We start from the raw sequence: 17,329 nt of genomic DNA on the forward strand, positions 1-17,329 counted from the left end.
TAAGTCGTCGGTGCCCGTCCCGCCGCGGCCCGTCCGCCGCGGAACGCGGTGCGCGCCCGCGCCGCCCGTCCGCCGCGTGTCGCGCTCGTGCCGTCCCTGCGCCGTTGCGCGCTGTGAAAACTGTTGTACGCGCGTGTGACACGCGGGGAAAGCCCTGTGGATAACTCGCGGACGGTGCGGCACCATGCGGTCACTCCACCTGCCTGACCACTCCCGACGCCCGACCACTTCTGACGCGGAGGTACCCCCAGAATGCGCATCGCGACCACCCTGTTCCTGACCGATGAGACGATCCGGCCGGTCCGGCTGGCCCACGAGTTGGAGCAGCGCGGCTTTGACGGGCTGTATCTGCCCGAACACACCCACATCCCCGCCTCCCGGGACACCCCGGCCCCCATGGGCGAGCCGCTGCCCCGCGAATACGGCCGCACCCTCGACCCGTTCATCGCCCTCGGCCAGGCCGCCGCGGTCACCGAGCGGCTCCGCCTGGGCACCGGCATCACGCTCGTCGCCCAGCACGATCCGGTCGACCTCGCCAAGCAGATCGCGACCCTGGACCACCTCTCCGGCGGCCGTTTCACCCTCGGCGTCGGCTATGGCTGGAACGTCGAGGAGGCGGCCGACCACGGAGTGCAGTGGACGACCCGGCGTGCCCTGGTCCGCGACCGGTTGGCGCTGATGCGTGCCCTGTGGGCCGACGAACCGACCGCGTACCAAGGCCCCTTCGGCTCCGTCCGGGCCTCCCTGGCCCACCCCAAGCCGGTCGGTGGCGCACCGCGCGTCCTGCTGGGCGGCGCGGCCGGCCCCAAGCTCCTGGCGGAGATCGCGGCCACCGCGGACGGCTGGTTGCCCATCGGTGGCGGCGGCCTGTCGGAGACCCTCCCGGCCCTGCGGCGCGCCTGGGCGGACGCCGGCCGCACGGGCGAACCGGAGGTGGTGCCGTACGCGGTCCGGCCGACGCCCGGGAAGCTGGCGCACTACCGGGAACTGGGCCTGCGGGAGGTGGTCCTCCAGCTGCCGGCGGCCGGTGAGGCGGAGGTCCTGCGGACCCTGGACGACTACGCGCAGTACCTGTGACCGGGCGCCGGGCCCGAGTGCCGCACCTGGTGCCCCCACCCGTAGAGCGCGACCCTGCCCCACCGGACCGGTCCTAGGGCCATCGGCGTACGGTGCGCTCCCGTGGAGCGGTACCTCAGACCGATCCGTCCCGGTGCGGCCGGGCGTAGCGTCGAAGGTGAAGGCACCAGGGACCTACCTCCCCAAAGGAGTTCCGTCGAACTCTCGGAGACCAAGGAGACGCCATGCCCCGCCTCGACCACACGATCGTGCACAGCAAGGACCGCTTCGCCTCGGCCCGTTTCCTCGCCGACCTGCTGGACGCCCCCGAACCCAAGGCGTTCGGCCCGTTCGCCGCGCTGAAGATGGACAACGGGGTGACCCTCGACTACGCCGAGCACGTCGCCGGCGGCAGGGAGTTCGTCGCCACGCACTATGCGTTCCTGGTGACGGAGGAGGAGTTCGACGGGATCCTGGCCCGCATACAGGAGCGCGACCTGCGCTACTGGGCCGACCCGAGGCACTCCAAGCCGCAGGAGATCAACCACCACGACGGCGGCCGGGGCGTGTACGTAGACGACCCCGACGGCCACAACATGGAGTTCCTGACCCGGACCTACTCCGAGGAACTGCTCAGCTCGCTCTGACCATCGTGGCGCACCGAGCCGGTCCGGCCCCGCCGGACCGGCCCGCGGCATGCCGGACCCGGCCCGAGGCATGCCGCGGCCGCCTTCCGGGCAGTGCCCCAGTCGTGCGGAGACAACCTCCGTTTAACGTGATCAGCAGCACACCGTTCGCCTCGGATCCAGTCGCGGAGATGTCAGCAGTCGCTCGTATGCTCGGGGGCATGACTTCCAGCGCGCAGGGATCCGACCAGGGCTCCCACCGGGGATCTGACCAGGTATCGGACGGGGCCGACCGGAGCGGGACGGCCCCCAGGCCGACGGCCAACGCGATGCGCCGGGCACTCAAGCGGGCCCGGGACGGCGTGGCACTGGACGTCACCGAGGCCGCGGTGCTCCTCCAGGCGCGCGGCGAGGAGCTGGTGGACCTGTGCGCCTCGGCGGCCCGGGTGCGCGACGCGGGACTGGAGGCCGCCGGACGCGCCGGCGTCATCACGTACTCCAAGAGCGTCTTCATCCCGCTGACGCGTCTGTGCCGCGACAAGTGCCACTACTGCACCTTCGCCACCGTCCCCGGCAAGCTCCGCCGGGCCGGCCACGGGATGTTCATGTCCCCCGACGAGGTGCTGGCGATCGCCCGCCGCGGCGCCGAACTCGGCTGCAAGGAAGCCCTGATCACCCTCGGGGACAAGCCCGAGGAGCGCTGGCTCGAGGCGCGCGAGTGGCTGGAGGCCGAGGGGTACGACGACACCATCGCCTACGTCCGCGCCATCGCGATCCGCATCCTTGAGGAGACCGGGCTGCTGCCCCACCTCAACCCCGGCGTGATGTCCTGGACGGACTTCCAGCGGCTCAAGCCCGTCGCCCCGTCGATGGGCATGATGTTGGAGACCACCGCCGAGCGCCTGTGGAGCGAGCCCGGCGGCCCGCACTACGGCTCGCCGGACAAGGAGCCCGCCGTGCGGCTGCGCGTCCTGGAGGACGCCGGACGCAGCTCCGTGCCGTTCACCAGCGGCCTGCTGATCGGCATCGGGGAGACCTACGAGGAGCGCGCCGAGTCGCTGTTCGCGCTGCGCCGGATCTCCCGCGCCTACCACGGCATCCAGGAACTCATCCTGCAGAACTTCCGCGCCAAGCCGGACACCGCGATGCGCGGGATGCCCGACGCCGAACTCGACGAGCTGGTCGCCACGGTGGCCGTCGCCCGGCACATCATGGGCCCCACCGCCTGCCTCCAGGCGCCGCCCAACCTGGTGGACGGGGAGTACGGCCGGTTGCTCCGGGCCGGCATCGACGACTGGGGCGGCGTCTCCCCGCTCACCCCGGACCACGTCAACCCCGAGCGCCCCTGGCCCCAGATCGACACGCTCGCCGAGCACTCCGCGACCGAGGGCTTCCAGCTGCGCGAACGCCTCGCGGTCTACCCGGAGTTCGTCAGGCGCGGCGAGCCCTGGCTGGACCCGCGGCTGCTGCCGCACGTCACCGCCCTCGCCGACCCGGCCACCGGCCTGGCCCGGGAGGACGCCGTGGTGACGGGCCACCCCTGGCAGGAGCCCGACGAAGGGTTCGTCTCCTCCGGCCGCACGGACCTGCACCGCACCATCGACACCGAGGGCCGCACGGCGGACCGCCGCGACGACTTCGACGAGGTGTACGGCGACTGGGAGGCGCTGCGCGAGGCCGCCGCGCCCGGCATGGTGCCCTCCCGTCTGGACGCCGACGTCCGGCAGGCCCTCTCCCAGGCCGCCGACGACCCGACGAAGCTCACCGACGCCGAGGCGCTCGCCCTGCTGCACGCCGACGGCCCGGCGCTGGACGCGCTCTGCCAGATCGCCGACGACCTGCGCCGCGCCACGGTCGGCGACGCCGTCACCTACATCGTCACCAGGAACATCAACTTCACCAACGTCTGCTACACCGGCTGCCGCTTCTGCGCCTTCGCCCAGCGCCGCACGGACGCCGACGCCTACACCCTCTCCCTCTCCCAGGTCGCCGACCGCGCCCAGCAGGCGTGGGACGTGGGCGCGGTGGAGGTCTGCATGCAGGGCGGCATCCACCCCGACCTGCCCGGCACGGCGTACTTCGACATCGCCCGCGCCGTCAAGGAACGGGTCCCCGGCATGCACGTGCACGCCTTCTCCCCGATGGAGGTGGTCAACGGGGCGACCCGCACCGGCCTGTCCCTCCGGGAGTGGCTGAGCGAGGCCAAGGCCGCCGGTCTGGACTCCCTGCCCGGCACCGCCGCGGAGATCCTCGACGACGAGGTCCGCTGGATCCTCACCAAGGGCAAACTCCCCACCGCCACCTGGGTCGAGGTCATCAAGACCGCCCACGAGCTGGGCATCCGCTCCTCGTCGACGATGATGTACGGCCATGTGGACCAGCCCCGCCACTGGCTCGGCCACCTCCGGCTGCTGGCCGAGATCCAGCAAGAGACCGGCGGCTTCACCGAGTTCGTCACGCTGCCCTTCATCCACACCAACGCCCCCGTCTACCTCGCCGGTATCGCCCGCCCCGGCCCCACCACCCGCGACAACCGCGCGGTGACGGCGATGGCCCGGATCCTGCTCCACCCGCACATCACCAACATCCAGACCAGCTGGGTGAAGCTGGGCGCCGAGGGCGCCGCCGAGATGCTCCGCTCCGGCGCCAACGACCTCGGCGGCACCCTGATGGAGGAGACCATCTCCCGGATGGCCGGATCGAGTTACGGCTCCTACCGCTCCATCCAGGACCTGATCGGCATCGCCGACCTCGCCGGCCGCCCGGCCCGCCCCCGGACCACGACCTACGCCAACGTCCCCGCGGAGCGCCAGGCCGCCGCACTGGCGTCGGACGGCCACCTGCCGGAGCTGCTGCCGGTGGTGGAGTAGCGGCCCGCACCGCGGTGCCGGCTCGGCCGGGTGGGGAAGGCGTCCCCGCCCGGCCGGGCCGGCGCGTCACTCCCCGCTGTGCTCCGCCTCGTGCTGGAGGATGCACTGCTGCCACTGCGACAGCGCCTCCTCGCGGTCGCCGCCGGCGTCCTGGGCGGCGACGATCAGCGCATCGGCGGCCATGGCGGCCAGCCGCACCGCGACATGGCACACATCGCGCTGGGGGAGCGGCCGGAGGAGTTCCACCGCGCCATCGCTGTCACCGGACAGAGCCGAGGCGACGACGGCCATGGTGGTGCGGTCCCACTCGTACTCGGACATGGTGAGAGCATGCCCAGTGGGCGGCGCGGCCATCATCGAACGGCTGGCCGGTGAGGAAATCCGCCGACCGGCCGCGCCGCGGGCCGACGGGCCCCGCACCCCAACTTCCGGACCGGCTCCCCCGCCAGATACGCCGCGATGTCCTCCACGGCCTGACGGAAGTACCCCTCGTACGTCGAGTACGGCGCAGCGCGTGGCGGTGCCCGGCGCGGCCGCGGTGGTGGGCGAAGTCATGGGGCCTCGCGGAGCAGGGACGGGCAGGGGGCCGTTCCACCTGTCACCTCAAGATACGAACCTGATACAAACCCGGCCCAGTTTCGATCATTCCCGGTCGATACAGTGCTGCGCCAGGGGTGTCCGCAAGGCCCCGGACCGTCTGAGCGTCGGGAGGGCGCAGTGACCGAGCACAGCACCGAAGGCCGGGGGAGGGCTCTTCACCGGTGCGCGCCGGGCGAAGGTGGGCCCGAGCGGAGCGGGGTTTCGGCATGAACGCAGCGGCAGGCAGCACCGCTATCTGGGGCCGCGCCGAACAGCAGGACTTCCGTAGCCGGGTGCGCGGCTGCCTGTTGGGCGGCGCCATCGGCGACGCGCTCGGCGCCGCCGTCGAGTTCGACTCGCTGGACGCGATCCACGAGGCGCACGGCCAAGACGGCGTGACCGACCTGGTCCCCGCCTTCGGGCGGCGCGGTGCGGTCACCGACGACACCCAGATGACCCTCTTCACCGTGGACGGCCTGATCCGCGCCCAGGTCCGCCGCGACACCGGCGCCTGGCACCCGCCCACCGACGTCCACCGCGCCTACCTCCGCTGGGCCGCCACCCAGCGCGACTGGGGACCCGACGAGCGCAAGGAGGACGACGGCTGGCTCGCCCGCGAGGAGTGGCTCTACGCCCGCCGCGCCCCCGGCCGGGCCTGCCTCAGCGGCCTCGGCGACGAGGTGATGGGCACCCTCGACGCGCCGAAGAACCCGAACTCCAAGGGCTGCGGTGCGGTGATGCGATCCGCGCCGTTCGGCCTGCTCGTCGGCTGGGAACCGCAGTTGGTCTTCCAACTCGCCGTCGAATGCGCGGCGCAGACCCACGGCCACCCCACCGGCTACCTCGCGGCCGGCGCGTTCGCCGTGATCAGCCACTCGTTGGCGCGCGGCGAGGACCTCGACGGCGCCGTCCAGAAGGCCCTGGCCCACCTCGCCACCCGCCCCGGCCACGAGGAGACCACCGACGCCCTCAAGCGGGCGCTCGGCGCAGTGCGGCAGGGCATGCCGACGCCCGCCCGGGTCGAGTCGCTGGGCGAGGGCTGGACCGCCGAGGAGGCCCTGTCGATCGGCGTGTACTGCGCGCTGGTCGCCGAGGACATCCGGCACGGTCTGCTGCTCGCCGTCAACCACGGTGGCGACAGCGACTCCACCGGCGCCATCTGCGGCAACCTCCTGGGCGCCCTGCACGGCGAGACCGCCCTCCCCCCGGACTGGCTGGTCGAACTGGAGGGCCGCTCCACCATCCTCCAACTCGCCGACGACTTCGCGATGGAGATGACCCAGGGCCCCGTGCTGCACGGCCCCGCGGGCTCCGCAGCAGGCTGGCTGGCCCGCTACCCGCGCGCCTGACTCCCCCGGGCGCGCGGCCACCCCCCCCCACCCCGTCACGCCCCGCCGTCACGCCCCGCTGGGCACCGCCGCCGACCGGGTCGCCCCGTCCTCCTCCTCGCCGTCGTCGTTGATCCTGGCCAACAGGGCGTCCCGCGCGTCGCTCGGCTCCGGCCGCAGCAGGCCGAGGAGGGTGAACAGCACCAGCGACGTCGCCACCGGCGCCACGATCTGCACCTGCAACTCCACGCCGGCCAGCCCGTAGTTGGTCAGCCAGAACGCGCCCAGCCCGGCCGCCCAGGAGACCAGCGCCGCGGTCGGCCCGGACCGGCGGAAGGCCGGCACCAACCCCAGCAGGAACGGGATGGACACCGGCCCGACCAGCCCGGCCACCCACTTGATGACGACGGTGATGATGTCCTTGAAGGCCGGCGAGTCGACCTGCGTCGCGACCGCCATCGACAGCGCCAGGAAGCACACCGTCGACAGCCGCGCCGCCACCAGCCCGGCCCGGTGCGACCACGCCCGGGCCCGCGCCGACACCGCCGGCGCGATGTCCCGGGTGAAGACCGCGGCGATGGCGTTGGCGTCCGAGGAGCACATGGCCATGGTGTGCGAGAAGAAGCCCACGACGACGAGCCCCAAGAGCCCGTGCGGCAGCAGCCGTTCGGTCAGGAGCGCATACGCGTCCGAGGCGTCCGGCTTGTCGGTCGTCACCAGGAGCGGCGCCGCCCACATCGGGAAGAAGAGGACGGCCGGCCAGACGAACCACAGTGCCGCGGACAGCAGCGCCGACCGCCGCGCCTCCCGGGCGTTGCGGGTGGCCATGTAGCGCTGGGCCTGGTTCCACATCCCGCCGCTGTACTCGAAGGTCTTGATGAAGAGGTAGGCGAGCAGGAAGGTCAGGGTGTACGGGCCCGCGGTCGGCTGGGTGCGCCCGTCCGGCAGCCGGTCCCAGACCGTCCACAACCCGCTGACGCCGCCCAGCCGGCCCAGTACGGTCACCAGCATCGCGACCCCGGCCAGCAGTTGGATGACGAACTGCCCCAGCTCGGTCAGGGCGTCCGCCCACAGCCCGCCGACCGTGCAGTAGATGCCGGTGATCACCCCGGTGACGAGGATGCCGTGGTGGAGGGAGAGCCCGGTGAAGACCGACAACAGGGTGGCGATCGCCGCCCACTTGGCGCCCACGTCCACGATCTTCAGCAGGACGCCCGACCAGGCGAGCGCCTGCTGCGTGGGCAGGTCGTAGCGGTTCTTGAGGTACTCCAGCGGTGAGGCGACCCCGAGTCGGGACCGCAGCCGGTTCAGCCGGCCGGCGAACAGCCGGGCGCCGATGGCGATCCCGACCGCGATCGGGAGGGACCAGGTGACGTAGGAGGTGACGCCGTACTGGTAGGCGATGCCCGCGTATCCGGTGAACATCACCGCGCTGTAGCCGGACATGTGGTGCGAGATGCCGGACAGCCACCATGGCATCCGCCCCCCGGCGGTGAAGAAGTCGCTGACGTCCGCCACGCGCCGGTGCGACCACACCCCGATCGCGACCATCACGCCGAAGTAGCCGATGAGTACGGCCCAGTCGAGACTGTTCATGTCCCCTCCAGGGGTCCGCCCTGTGAACGTTCCAGATGTGGAAGCGCTTCGTCGTGACGCGGTCCTGCGGTGCCGAATTCCCGCTCAGGAGCGGGGAACTCCGGGGATTGAACCGTTCGGTGCGACTGCCGGTCAAGGGTCTTGACGGTCATGGATATGAACACAGGTCAAAGAAGCGAACGAAAGCGAACGGAAGCGAGCGGCGCGCGGAGTCCTGCCGACCCTGCCCGGGCGCCCGGACTCGTCCCCCCCGGCAGGCACGAAAAAGCGGCCGCACGGGCCGGGGCCCGTACGGCCGCACGACGGCGACCGGCCGCTACCGCATCAACTCGCCCGCGTTCACCAGCAGCGACTGCCCCGTGATGGCCCGCGCCCGGTCCGAGGCGAGGAAGACCGCCGCCTCCGCCACGTCCGCGTCGGTGGCCAGCTCCGGCAGCGCCGTCCGCCGGGTGAGCCGCCCCAGCACCTCGGACTCCGGCACCCCCTCGGCCCGCGCGGTGTGCCGCACGTACCCCGCCACCGGCGGGCCCCACATCCAGCCCGGCTGCACGGTGTTGACCCGGATGCGGTCCGGCCCCACCTCCTGCGCCAGCGAGTACATCGCCGACACCAACCCACCCTTGGACGCCGCGTACGCCGCCTGCTGCACCTGCGAGGGTGCGGCCACCGACGACTGGGTGCCGATGATCACCACCGAGCCGCCGCCGTCCGCCGTCATCGCCGGCAGGCAGGCGCGGGTCATCCGCAGCGTGCCGAAGAGGTTGATGTCCACCACCCGCTGCCAGGCGTCGAAGTCGGCGTCCCGCAGACCGCCGAAGTGGCTGTCCAGTGCCGCGACGTGGATCACCGCGTCGATCCCGCCGAACCGCGCCACGGCCAGCCCGGCCAGCGCCGTGCACTGCGCCTCGTCGCCGATGTCGGTCGCCCGCCAGGCCGTCCGTTCGCCCGACGCGTCGATCCGGGCCGCCGTCGCCGCGAGGTTCCGCTCGGTACGCGCGCCGAGCACGACCCGGGCGCCGTCCCGTACACACGCCGCCGCGACCTGGTGGCCGAGTCCGGCGCCGACCCCGGAGACGATGACGGTCTTGTCGCGCAGCAGCATGCGGCACCCTCCTGCCGGCCGGCCCACGTCCCGCATCTGACGAAGTGTCAGAAACGTGGAGACGGTCAGCGTAGGCGTGCCGCGCAGCGAAGGGAAGGCCGCCGGAGCCGGGTGCGGCCGCCCGGCACGCTCACCGCCACCTCGTCGCCGACCGCACCCGCCACGATCCGCCCCCCACGGGCCCGTGGACGGCCGCCGTCCGGCCGTTACGCGGCCTGCCGCGCCGCCGCCAGCCCCGCGCGCAGCCGCTCCAGCCCCACGCCGATCTCCTCCGCCGGGTGGGTCACGAACGACAGTCGCATCGCCGCCGGATCAGGCCGCCCGGCGAAGAACGGCGCGCCCGGGACGTACGCCACGTCGTGCCGCACCACCTCCGGCAGCAACGCGGTCGCGTCGTACCCCGCGGGCAGCGTCGCCCACACGAACATCCCGCCCGCCGGGCGGTTCCACCGCGAGCCCTCGGGGAGCGCCCCGGCCAGCCCGTCCACCAGGGCGTCCCGCCGCTCCCGGTAGGCGTCCTTGACCCGCGCCAGGTGCGCGTCCAGGTCCGAGGCCGCCAAGTACCGCGCCGCTGCGGCCTGATCGATGGTGGAGGTGTGCAGGTCGGCGGCCTGCTTGGCGATGACGCAGGCCCGCCGCAGCGCGGCCGGCGCCCGCAGCGTGCCCAGCCGCAGCCCGGGCGCCATCACCTTCGAGAACGAGCCGAGCAGCACCGTACGGTCCTCCGCCCCCGGGAGGGACGCCACCCAGCGCTGCGGCTCCCCCTCGAAGCGCAGCTCCCCGTACGGGTCGTCCTCGGCGATCCACAGTCCGCGCCGGGCGGCGACCTCGGCGACCGCGGCCCGCCGCTCGGCGCCCAGCGTCCGCCCGGTGGGGTTCTGGAACGTCGGGATGACATAGAGCAGTTTGGGGTTCTCGCGGGCGGCGATCTCGTCCAGCGCCGCCGGATCCAGCCCCTCGTCGTCGGTCGGCACCGCCACCACCCGGGCGCCCGCGAGCGAGAAGATCTGGAGCGCCGCCAGGTAGCAGGGGTCCTCGACCAGCACCACGTCGCCCGGCTCCAGCAGGGCGGCGGCCAGCAGCGTCAGCCCCTGTTGGGATCCGGTGGTGACCAGCAGGTCGTCGGCGTCGGTGGGCAGCCCGCGGGCCGTCGTGCGCGCCGCGACGGCGGCCCGCAGCTCCGGATCACCCTCACTGGTCGAGTACTGCAGGGCCTGCCGGGGAGCCTGCGCCAGCACCTCCCGGAAGGCGGCGGATATCCCCTCGACGTCGAAGAGTTCGGGCGCGGGCAGCCCACCGGCGAACGAGATCACCTCGGGCCGGGCGGTCAGCGCCAGGATGTCGCGTACGGGCGAGCTGCCGGTCCGGGCCGCCCGCGCGGCGAGCTCGGGGACGGGGGCGACGGCAAGGGTCAGGGCCTGGTCTGACATGGCAGCTCCAATCGCTCATGATCTGCGTTAACCATCGTTAGCTGCAGATGCCAGGCAGCTTAGACGTGTTTCGGCCAACCAGACAGGGCTGCCCGCATGCTGAACCGCCACCGCGATCCCCCGTCCGCACCCCTCCCCTTCTGACGCCACGTCAGCTACACCTGTCCGCCATGACGACCGACGACCACCACCACACCGACCGGCCCGCCGACCACCGCACCAACCACCAGGCCACGCACGCGGACACCGCAAAGTCGCAGGCCGCCGACGAACTCGCCGCCTACGCCGCCCTGCCCGCCACCGGCCCCTACGGCGTCCGCCCCGGCCACGCCCTGATCACTATGGTCGAACCACACCCGGGCCACGAGCGGGCGTACAACCGCTGGTACGAGGACGACCACTACATCGCCGGCGCGATGGCCATGCCCTGGATCTTCGCCGGCCGCCGCTGGGTCGCCACCCGCGATCTGCAACTCCTGCGCTACCCGGAGCGCTCCGCGGTCGCCCGCCCGGTCACCGCCGGCTGCTACCTCTCCACCTACTGGCTCACCGAGGGCCGCTACGACGCCCACATGCGGTGGACCGTCGCCATCAACCAGCGCCTCAACCGCGACGACCGGGTCCACCACGACCGCACCCACGTCTTCACGGCCTTCCAGAACCACGCGGCGACCGTCTACCGCGACGGCGCGGCCGGCCCCCGCGACTTCCACGCACTCGACCACCCCTACGCCGGGCTGGTGCTGGAGGTGATCGACGCGGACGGCCCGCAGTCACGCGCCGCCCTGCTGGAGTGGCTGTGCTCCCACCATCTGCCGCGGCGCCTGGCCGACTCGCCGTCGGCGCTGGTCACCGTCTTCCGGCCGACACCGCTGCCCGGCGACCGGATGGCCTACGTCAAACAGGTAGAGGGGGTGGATACCCGGCTGACCCTGCTGTGGTTCCTCCAAGAGGACCCGCGGCGCGCCTGGGCGGCGCACTTCACCGACCTGGCGACCGAGGTCGCCGCCGCCGGCCTGGGCCGCGTCGAGCTGGTGGCCCCCTTCATCCCCACCGTCCCGGGCACCGACCGCTACGTGGCCGAACTCCGCTGAGCGGCCGGGCCGATGACCGCCCGTGGCGGTCCGGGGCGCCCGCCCGTACGCGGACATGGCCGAGCCCCCTCGGCCGGGACGGCGATCCAGTCGAGAGGGCTCATAACTGCGCTGACGTCACACGGACTGTGGTCGGTGACGACTCGGCTCAGGAGAGGTCGAACGCGCCCGTGGCGACGTCCGACACGAAGCTGCTCCAAGAGGAGTTGTCGAAGGTGAGGCGCACACCGTCGGGGACCTTGGAGTCGCGCACCGCGATGGCCGCAGTGGTCGGTACGGCGATCTCCACACAGGCGCCATTGCCGCCGGAGTACGAGGACTTGGTCCAGGAGAACGCGGAATTGGGCTGAACGGCCATTTTCACTCCACCTTACGCTGAGTTACCGCGGATTCGGTGAGGACGACGCTACGCGCCAACATCACCGGCCGCAGAGGGCCGTTCACCCGTCCGAATGGCATATTCCGTGATCTCTTTTCAGACGCGGTGGCTCAGGTGTACCGTGCGGGCCCGTTCGCCGGAATTTAATATTCCGCACTTTTGGGACCGTCGCCCCCGCCCCAGCGCCTTCAACTCATCGCGTCCGCATGCCGCTTGGCGGCCTCCGCGATGAACTCGCGACTGGCGTCCGCGCTCAATGCCTGCGCCCGTAGATGCTCGTACATAATGGTGTATTTGTGTACATCGTTGGTTTTCTCCAGATAGAGATCGCTGGTGACACCCTCGATGTAGACCACGCTGGAATCGGCGGCGTCATCGAATTCCAGGATCGAGAACGTCCCCGACATCCCGGCGTGCGCGCCGGTGTCATAGGGCAGCACCTGCACCGTCACATGCGGCAGCGTGCTCACCTCGGCGAGGTGCTCCAGTTGCTCGCGCATGATCAGGTGGCTGCCGACCACCCGGCGCAGCGCGCTCTCGTCCAGGACGACCCACAGCCGCAGCGGGCGCTCCGACTCCCGAACCCGCTCCTGGCGGCGCATCCGCACCTGGATGCGCTTCTCCAGGTCTTCCGGCGCCAGCTCCGGGACCGTGCCGGGAATCACCGCCTCGGCGTAACCGGGCGTCTGGAGCAGACCGGGCACCAGCAGGGATTCGTACGTCCGCAGCGACGCCGCCTCGGTCTCCAGACCGATGTAGACGCTGTACGGAATGTCGCCGAAGGCGTGCCACCAGCCTTGCTGGCGCGAATCCTTGGCCATCTGCATCAGCGAATCCACTATCCGGTGGTCCTCGACCTCGTAGACCCCGCACAGGTCGCGGACATCGCGCTGGCTGATGCTGCGACGGCCGTTCTCCAGCCGGCTGATCTTCGACTGGGAGACCAGTAGCCGCTCGGCCACCTGCTCCGCCGTCAGGCCCTTGTCCTCCCGGAGCCGGCGGAGCTCCTGGCCCAATCGGCGTCGCCTGACGGTGGGGTTGACGTTGGACGCCACGGTACGTGCACCTCCGGCTCCGTACTGCTGTCATTTCTTGTTGAGCAGACTGCCACTTCATGTGGACGCCGCGCAGTCAAATGAACACAGTAGGCGAGCGCACATGTGCGCGGGGTGGCGGACCGGGCCGTCGTCCGAACGGCTCGGCCCGCCACCCCGCGCTTCTCACTGCGGCTCCCGAACGGTCCGGGAAAGGGCGGTGCGGTGGCGCTGACGGGCGCAGCCGCGGTGCGGGTGCTGCCCTGGTGGTGCGGTGGTGCGCGGCGACACCCGGTGGCGACGAAGCGCGGGCTGGCGCACCCCTACGGTGCCGGTGGCCTCAGCGGGCGCCGACTCGGGCCATGCTGCCGTGCCCGTGTCGTCGGGACTGGCCGGGTACGCCGGTCGCGTCGGCCGTCGTGCGGGCCGTCGCTGTCCGGGCGCCCGGGCTGCCGCCCGGTCCCGAGGGCCGCCGCGGCTGCGCCGCGACGCCGTTCTGGACGTCCATGACGGCGTGTGCGACCAGCCCGCCCATGGGGTCGTGCCGGATCAGGTCCCGAAGACGGGAGCGCGATGACCGCCCCTCGTTCCCCGGGTAGAGGTGCTTGCCGAGGCCGACCGCGTGGGCCAGTGCGGCGAGCGCCGCGGTCCGCGGGTCCGGTGGGACGCCGGTGCGGATCGCGTTGTCGAGCCGGGTTCTGATTTCCCGACTGATGGCCGTCTCCGTCGCTTGGTAGCGCGTCGTCGGCAGCACCCCGCACATCTGGCCCGCCACGGCATGAACCATGCCGCACCGTTCGAGATGCGTGAGGTAGGTCTGGCGCAGCCCCAGTCGGGGCCCGCCGATCCAGTGGACCGCGCGCACCGGACTGCCGCGACGGCGCAGCAGTTCGAGCGCTGAGTCCAGAGTCGGATCTCCTGTCGGCCGTGACATCACCACGGCGATACGATCCCCGTCTGGGGCTATCCGTCCTGCCAGAGCCAGCTCGACTAGCTGTGCCCCGGCCAGGCCGAGGTCGAGCGACTGCGGCTGTGCTGTGGTGCCCGTGGCCGGGTCCAAAGCCAGCAGCAGAAGCTCCTCCGGAATTGTTCTGCGGCTCCTGCCCATCCAAGCCTCCCCGCGTGGATGAATGACAGGGTGACCCCTCTCACATTCATCTGTCGAGGGTGCGTGGGGGGTTCGGTAGGGAACCGGTAGGTATGTCGTTCTCGTCTAGCACGTCGGCGACATCTTCCGAGGGGCGCGGCATCTACCGGTTCGCGTGGCGGTGGGAAGCGGCCGCTCGGACACAGGAGACTTGGGAACACTGGTCCCGTTCGGTACCAGCTGGCACCAGGCAGGGCACTGCGACGTAGTGAAGGAGACATCGGTGGCGGGCGAGTCCCCCGACAAGTCGGACAAGAAGTCGGGCAAGGAGCAGTCGTCGGGGGAGACGGCGCACACCGAACGGGACCCGCGGCTGACGATCCTCCGCGAGGAGCGGGGGGATCGGGACGGCGCGGCGACGTCGGGGAAGCCCGGGAAGTCGGAGAAGCGCTCCGGGGGCGGGGCGAAGACGGCGCCCGACGCGGAGACTTCCGACGAGAAGACTTCTGGCGCGGAGACTTCCGAGGAGAAGACTTCCGAGAAGGAGACTTCTGGCGCGGGCGAGGCGTCCGGGAAGAGCCCGTCTGGTGCGGCGGAGTCCGACGCGTCGTCCGAGGTGGACGAGGCGAAGCCTGCCGAGGAGTCCGCCGAGGAGCCCGGGAAGGCCGCTGAGGCGACTCAGGAGGCCGCGCAGGGCGACGCCGAGGGGGCGGAGAAGGCCAAGGGGGGCGCGGGCCGCCTGAAGGCCGATGCGCCCGCGGACGCGAAGGCTGCGCCCGCCGAGGAGAAGGCTCAGGCCGAGCCCGACAAGAAGGCCACGTCTGAGGAGAAGGCCGCGCCTGCCGAGAAGGCTGCGTCCGAGGCGTCCGAGGCGTCCGAGGAGAAGGGCGCGACCGCCGAGAAGGCTGCCGAGGGCGCGTCCGCGAAGGGCTCCGCGAAGGGGTCCGGGGCGGACTCCGTGGACGCGGACGACTCGGTGGACGGGGACGGGGGCAAGGCCGTCGATCAGGCGACCGCGGTCTTCAAAACGGTCGAGCCGAAGAAGCTCAGTGCGTACAAGGGCACCGGCGAGGGCGCGGAGGAGGCACCGGCCGACGACGCGACGCGGGTGTTTGCTGTTGCGAAGACCGGGAAGCCCAAGGCGTCCGACAAGGGGGCCGCGGAACGTCCCGCCGACCAGCCGACCGCCGTCTTCAAGCTCGGTAAGGACGCCGGTAAGGACGCCGGTAAGGGCACTGGCAAGGGCACTGGCAAGGACGCGGACGCCAAGGCTGCGGCCGCCAAGGCTGAGGGTGCCGAGGGTGCCGACGCGAAGGCCAAGGGCGTTGCCGACGCGGACGAGCGGGACGCCGAGCGGACCAGTCAGTTCGTGGCGCTGAAGTCGTCGGACGACGGTTCGGCGGAGCGGTCGATCGGCAAGACCGCGCCCAAGACCCCGCTCCGCAAGCCCGGCAGCACCTCCGAGGACCAGGAGCAGGAAGAGGAGAAGGGCCCGAAGGACGAGGGCCAGGAGAAGGAGAAGGGGGCGGCCTCCGGCGGGAAGGGGGCGGAGCCGGACGCCGCCGCGAAGGGCAAGACCTCGGGCAGCGCGCTGGAGAAGGCCCCGGGCAAGGCCCCCGGCGCGATGCCGCCCGCCGCGTCGCCCAAGGCGGATGCGAAGTCCGAGACGGGTGCGAAGTCCGAGACCGGTGCGGCCCCGGCCGCCGCCGGTGACGCGGCCGCGCCCGGCACGTCCGCGGCGGAGGCCGAATCCGAGCGGACCCGGCAGGAACCGTTGCCGCCGCTCGATCTGCTGGCGAAGCTCACCAACACCCCGCCGCCGCCCGAGACCACGGTCCGCGTCGTCGTCCGGCGGTTCAAGATCTGGACTCCGCTGGCGGTGCTGCTGGCGATCATCTTCGCGGTCGTCCAGGCGGTGCGGCCGCTGCCCGACCCGTCCCTGACCCTCGGCGACGCCAAGTCCTCGTACACCTTCGAGGGCGGCAACCTCTCCATCCCGTGGCCCGAGAAGGGGCAGGCGGCGGTGAAGGTCGTCGGTTCCGGCGCCCTGGGGACGTTCGGCGAGGAGAAGCCCGTCCCGACCGCGAGCGTGGCCAAGATCATGACGGCCTATGTGATCCTCAAGGGCCATCCCCTGAAGGACAAGAACGACAAGGGCCCGCAGATCGAGGTCGATGCCAAGACGGTGGCGGAGGGCGGTTCCGAGAGCGAGTCGCGCATCGAGGGGCTCAAGACCGGTCAGAGGTTCAGCGAGCAGGACATGCTCAAGATGCTGATGATCCCGTCCGGCAACAACATCGCCCGGCTGCTGGCGCGTTGGGACACCCAGTCCGACTCCGAGGCCGCGTTCGTCAAGAAGATGAACGACGCCGCCAAGGACCTCGGCATGAAGAACACGACCTACACCGACCCCAGCGGCCTGGACGCCAAGACCGTCAGCACCGCGGTCGACCAGCTGAAACTGGCCGAGGCGGTCATGAAGTTCGACGCCTTCCGGCCGATAGTCGCGCTGCCCAACGCCGACATTCCGGGTCTGCCGACGCGGATCAACAACAACAACGACCGTCTGATCGTGGCCGGGCTGAGCGTCAAGGGCATCAAGACCGGCTCCAGTTCGGCGGCCGGCGGCACGCTGTCGTGGGCGGCGTACAAGACGGTGGACGGCAAGGACCGGCTGATCCTGGGCACGATGATGGACCAGCACTTCAACGGTCTGGACCCCAACGGCTCCAACAGCCTGACGATGGTCCAGAACAACAGCAAGAAGGTGATCGAGGCGGTGCGCAACGCCCTGACCTCGGCCACCGCTGTGAAGAAGGGCCAGGTCGTGGGCTACGTGGATGACGGCCTGGGCGGCCAGACCCCGGTCGTGGCCACCAAGGACCTGAAGGCGATCGGCGTCCCCGGCCAGAAGCTGGAACTGCAGGTCGGCGACGGCGGCAAGGTCGCACCGCACGAGGCGAAGGCCGGGACGGTGGTCGGCGAACTGATCGTCGGCAGCGGGGCCGAGGCCCAGCGGGTGCCGGTGGCCCTCCAGAAGGACCTCGCCAAGCCCTCCTTCGGCGCGAGGTTGATCCGACTGGGTTGAGATGACGGCCGGACGGCCGGGCGGATGTCCCCCATCCCCCGGCCGTCCGGCCGTTTTCCG

General features: G+C 71.7%; 13 protein-coding genes. 6 read left to right on the forward strand and 7 right to left on the reverse strand.

Going from position 1 to position 17,329, the window contains the following annotated elements:
• The first annotated feature begins 252 nt into the window (after positions 1-252).
• The 3 genes from ACO0M4_RS21755 (at position 253) to ACO0M4_RS21765 (ending at position 4,552) form a co-directional block, all read left to right on the forward strand.
• Entirely contained in the window at positions 253-1,077 is an 825-nt protein-coding gene (locus tag ACO0M4_RS21755) for a TIGR03619 family F420-dependent LLM class oxidoreductase (protein WP_430372508.1), read from the forward strand.
• Between the two features lie 224 nt (positions 1,078-1,301).
• A complete protein-coding gene (locus tag ACO0M4_RS21760; RefSeq protein ID WP_430372510.1) occupies positions 1,302-1,703 on the forward strand; it encodes a VOC family protein in 402 nt (133 codons plus the stop codon).
• A gap of 200 nt (positions 1,704-1,903) precedes the next feature.
• Entirely contained in the window at positions 1,904-4,552 is a 2,649-nt protein-coding gene (locus ACO0M4_RS21765; RefSeq protein ID WP_430372512.1) for a bifunctional FO biosynthesis protein CofGH, read from the forward strand.
• Between the two features lie 66 nt (positions 4,553-4,618).
• Here the strand turns inward: ACO0M4_RS21765 and ACO0M4_RS21770 are convergent, their stop codons facing one another.
• Positions 4,619-4,873, reverse strand: coding sequence for a hypothetical protein (locus ACO0M4_RS21770; protein ID WP_018538657.1), 255 nt, complete (start codon positions 4,871-4,873; stop codon positions 4,619-4,621).
• 485 nt (positions 4,874-5,358) lie between these two features.
• Here ACO0M4_RS21770 and ACO0M4_RS21775 point away from each other — a divergent pair, with 485 nt between their 5' ends.
• The gene (locus ACO0M4_RS21775) at positions 5,359-6,480 is read left to right on the forward strand and encodes an ADP-ribosylglycohydrolase family protein (RefSeq protein WP_430372514.1); all 1,122 of its coding nucleotides are present in this window, start codon (positions 5,359-5,361) and stop codon (positions 6,478-6,480) included.
• 48 nt (positions 6,481-6,528) lie between these two features.
• Here the strand turns inward: ACO0M4_RS21775 and ACO0M4_RS21780 are convergent, their stop codons facing one another.
• From ACO0M4_RS21780 to ACO0M4_RS21790, 3 genes are all read right to left on the reverse strand, one after another.
• Complete coding sequence (locus ACO0M4_RS21780) at positions 6,529-8,055, reverse strand: sodium:solute symporter family protein (RefSeq protein WP_430372515.1); 1,527 nt, start codon at positions 8,053-8,055, stop codon at positions 6,529-6,531.
• 316 nt (positions 8,056-8,371) lie between these two features.
• The gene (locus ACO0M4_RS21785) at positions 8,372-9,157 is read right to left on the reverse strand and encodes an SDR family oxidoreductase (RefSeq protein WP_430372516.1); all 786 of its coding nucleotides are present in this window, start codon (positions 9,155-9,157) and stop codon (positions 8,372-8,374) included.
• A 206-nt stretch (positions 9,158-9,363) separates the two neighbouring features.
• Positions 9,364-10,587: a PLP-dependent aminotransferase family protein gene (locus ACO0M4_RS21790; protein ID WP_430372518.1), complete on the reverse strand. Its 1,224-nt coding sequence runs from the start codon at positions 10,585-10,587 to the stop codon at positions 9,364-9,366.
• A 170-nt stretch (positions 10,588-10,757) separates the two neighbouring features.
• Here ACO0M4_RS21790 and ACO0M4_RS21795 point away from each other — a divergent pair, with 170 nt between their 5' ends.
• Entirely contained in the window at positions 10,758-11,681 is a 924-nt protein-coding gene (locus ACO0M4_RS21795) for a hypothetical protein (RefSeq protein WP_430372519.1), read from the forward strand.
• 148 nt (positions 11,682-11,829) lie between these two features.
• Here the strand turns inward: ACO0M4_RS21795 and ACO0M4_RS21800 are convergent, their stop codons facing one another.
• The 3 genes from ACO0M4_RS21800 to ACO0M4_RS21810 form a co-directional block, all read right to left on the reverse strand.
• Positions 11,830-12,039, reverse strand: a complete 210-nt coding sequence (locus ACO0M4_RS21800) for a DUF397 domain-containing protein (protein WP_430372520.1) — start codon at positions 12,037-12,039, stop codon at positions 11,830-11,832.
• A gap of 209 nt (positions 12,040-12,248) precedes the next feature.
• Complete coding sequence (locus tag ACO0M4_RS21805; RefSeq protein ID WP_430372521.1) at positions 12,249-13,115, reverse strand: helix-turn-helix domain-containing protein; 867 nt, start codon at positions 13,113-13,115, stop codon at positions 12,249-12,251.
• Between the two features lie 319 nt (positions 13,116-13,434).
• Positions 13,435-14,202 (reverse strand): GOLPH3/VPS74 family protein, encoded by a 768-nt coding sequence (locus ACO0M4_RS21810; protein ID WP_430372522.1) that lies wholly within the window; start codon positions 14,200-14,202, stop codon positions 13,435-13,437.
• Positions 14,203-14,464: 262 nt separating this feature from the next.
• On the opposite strand from ACO0M4_RS21810, the gene ACO0M4_RS21815 reads away from it, so the two are divergent.
• Positions 14,465-17,269, forward strand: a complete 2,805-nt coding sequence (locus ACO0M4_RS21815; protein ID WP_430372524.1) for a D-alanyl-D-alanine carboxypeptidase — start codon at positions 14,465-14,467, stop codon at positions 17,267-17,269.
• The last annotated feature ends 60 nt before the right edge of the window (positions 17,270-17,329 follow it).

The organism is Streptomyces sp. RGM 3693, assembly GCF_050471125.1.
Lineage (GTDB): Bacteria > Actinomycetota > Actinomycetes > Streptomycetales > Streptomycetaceae > Streptomyces.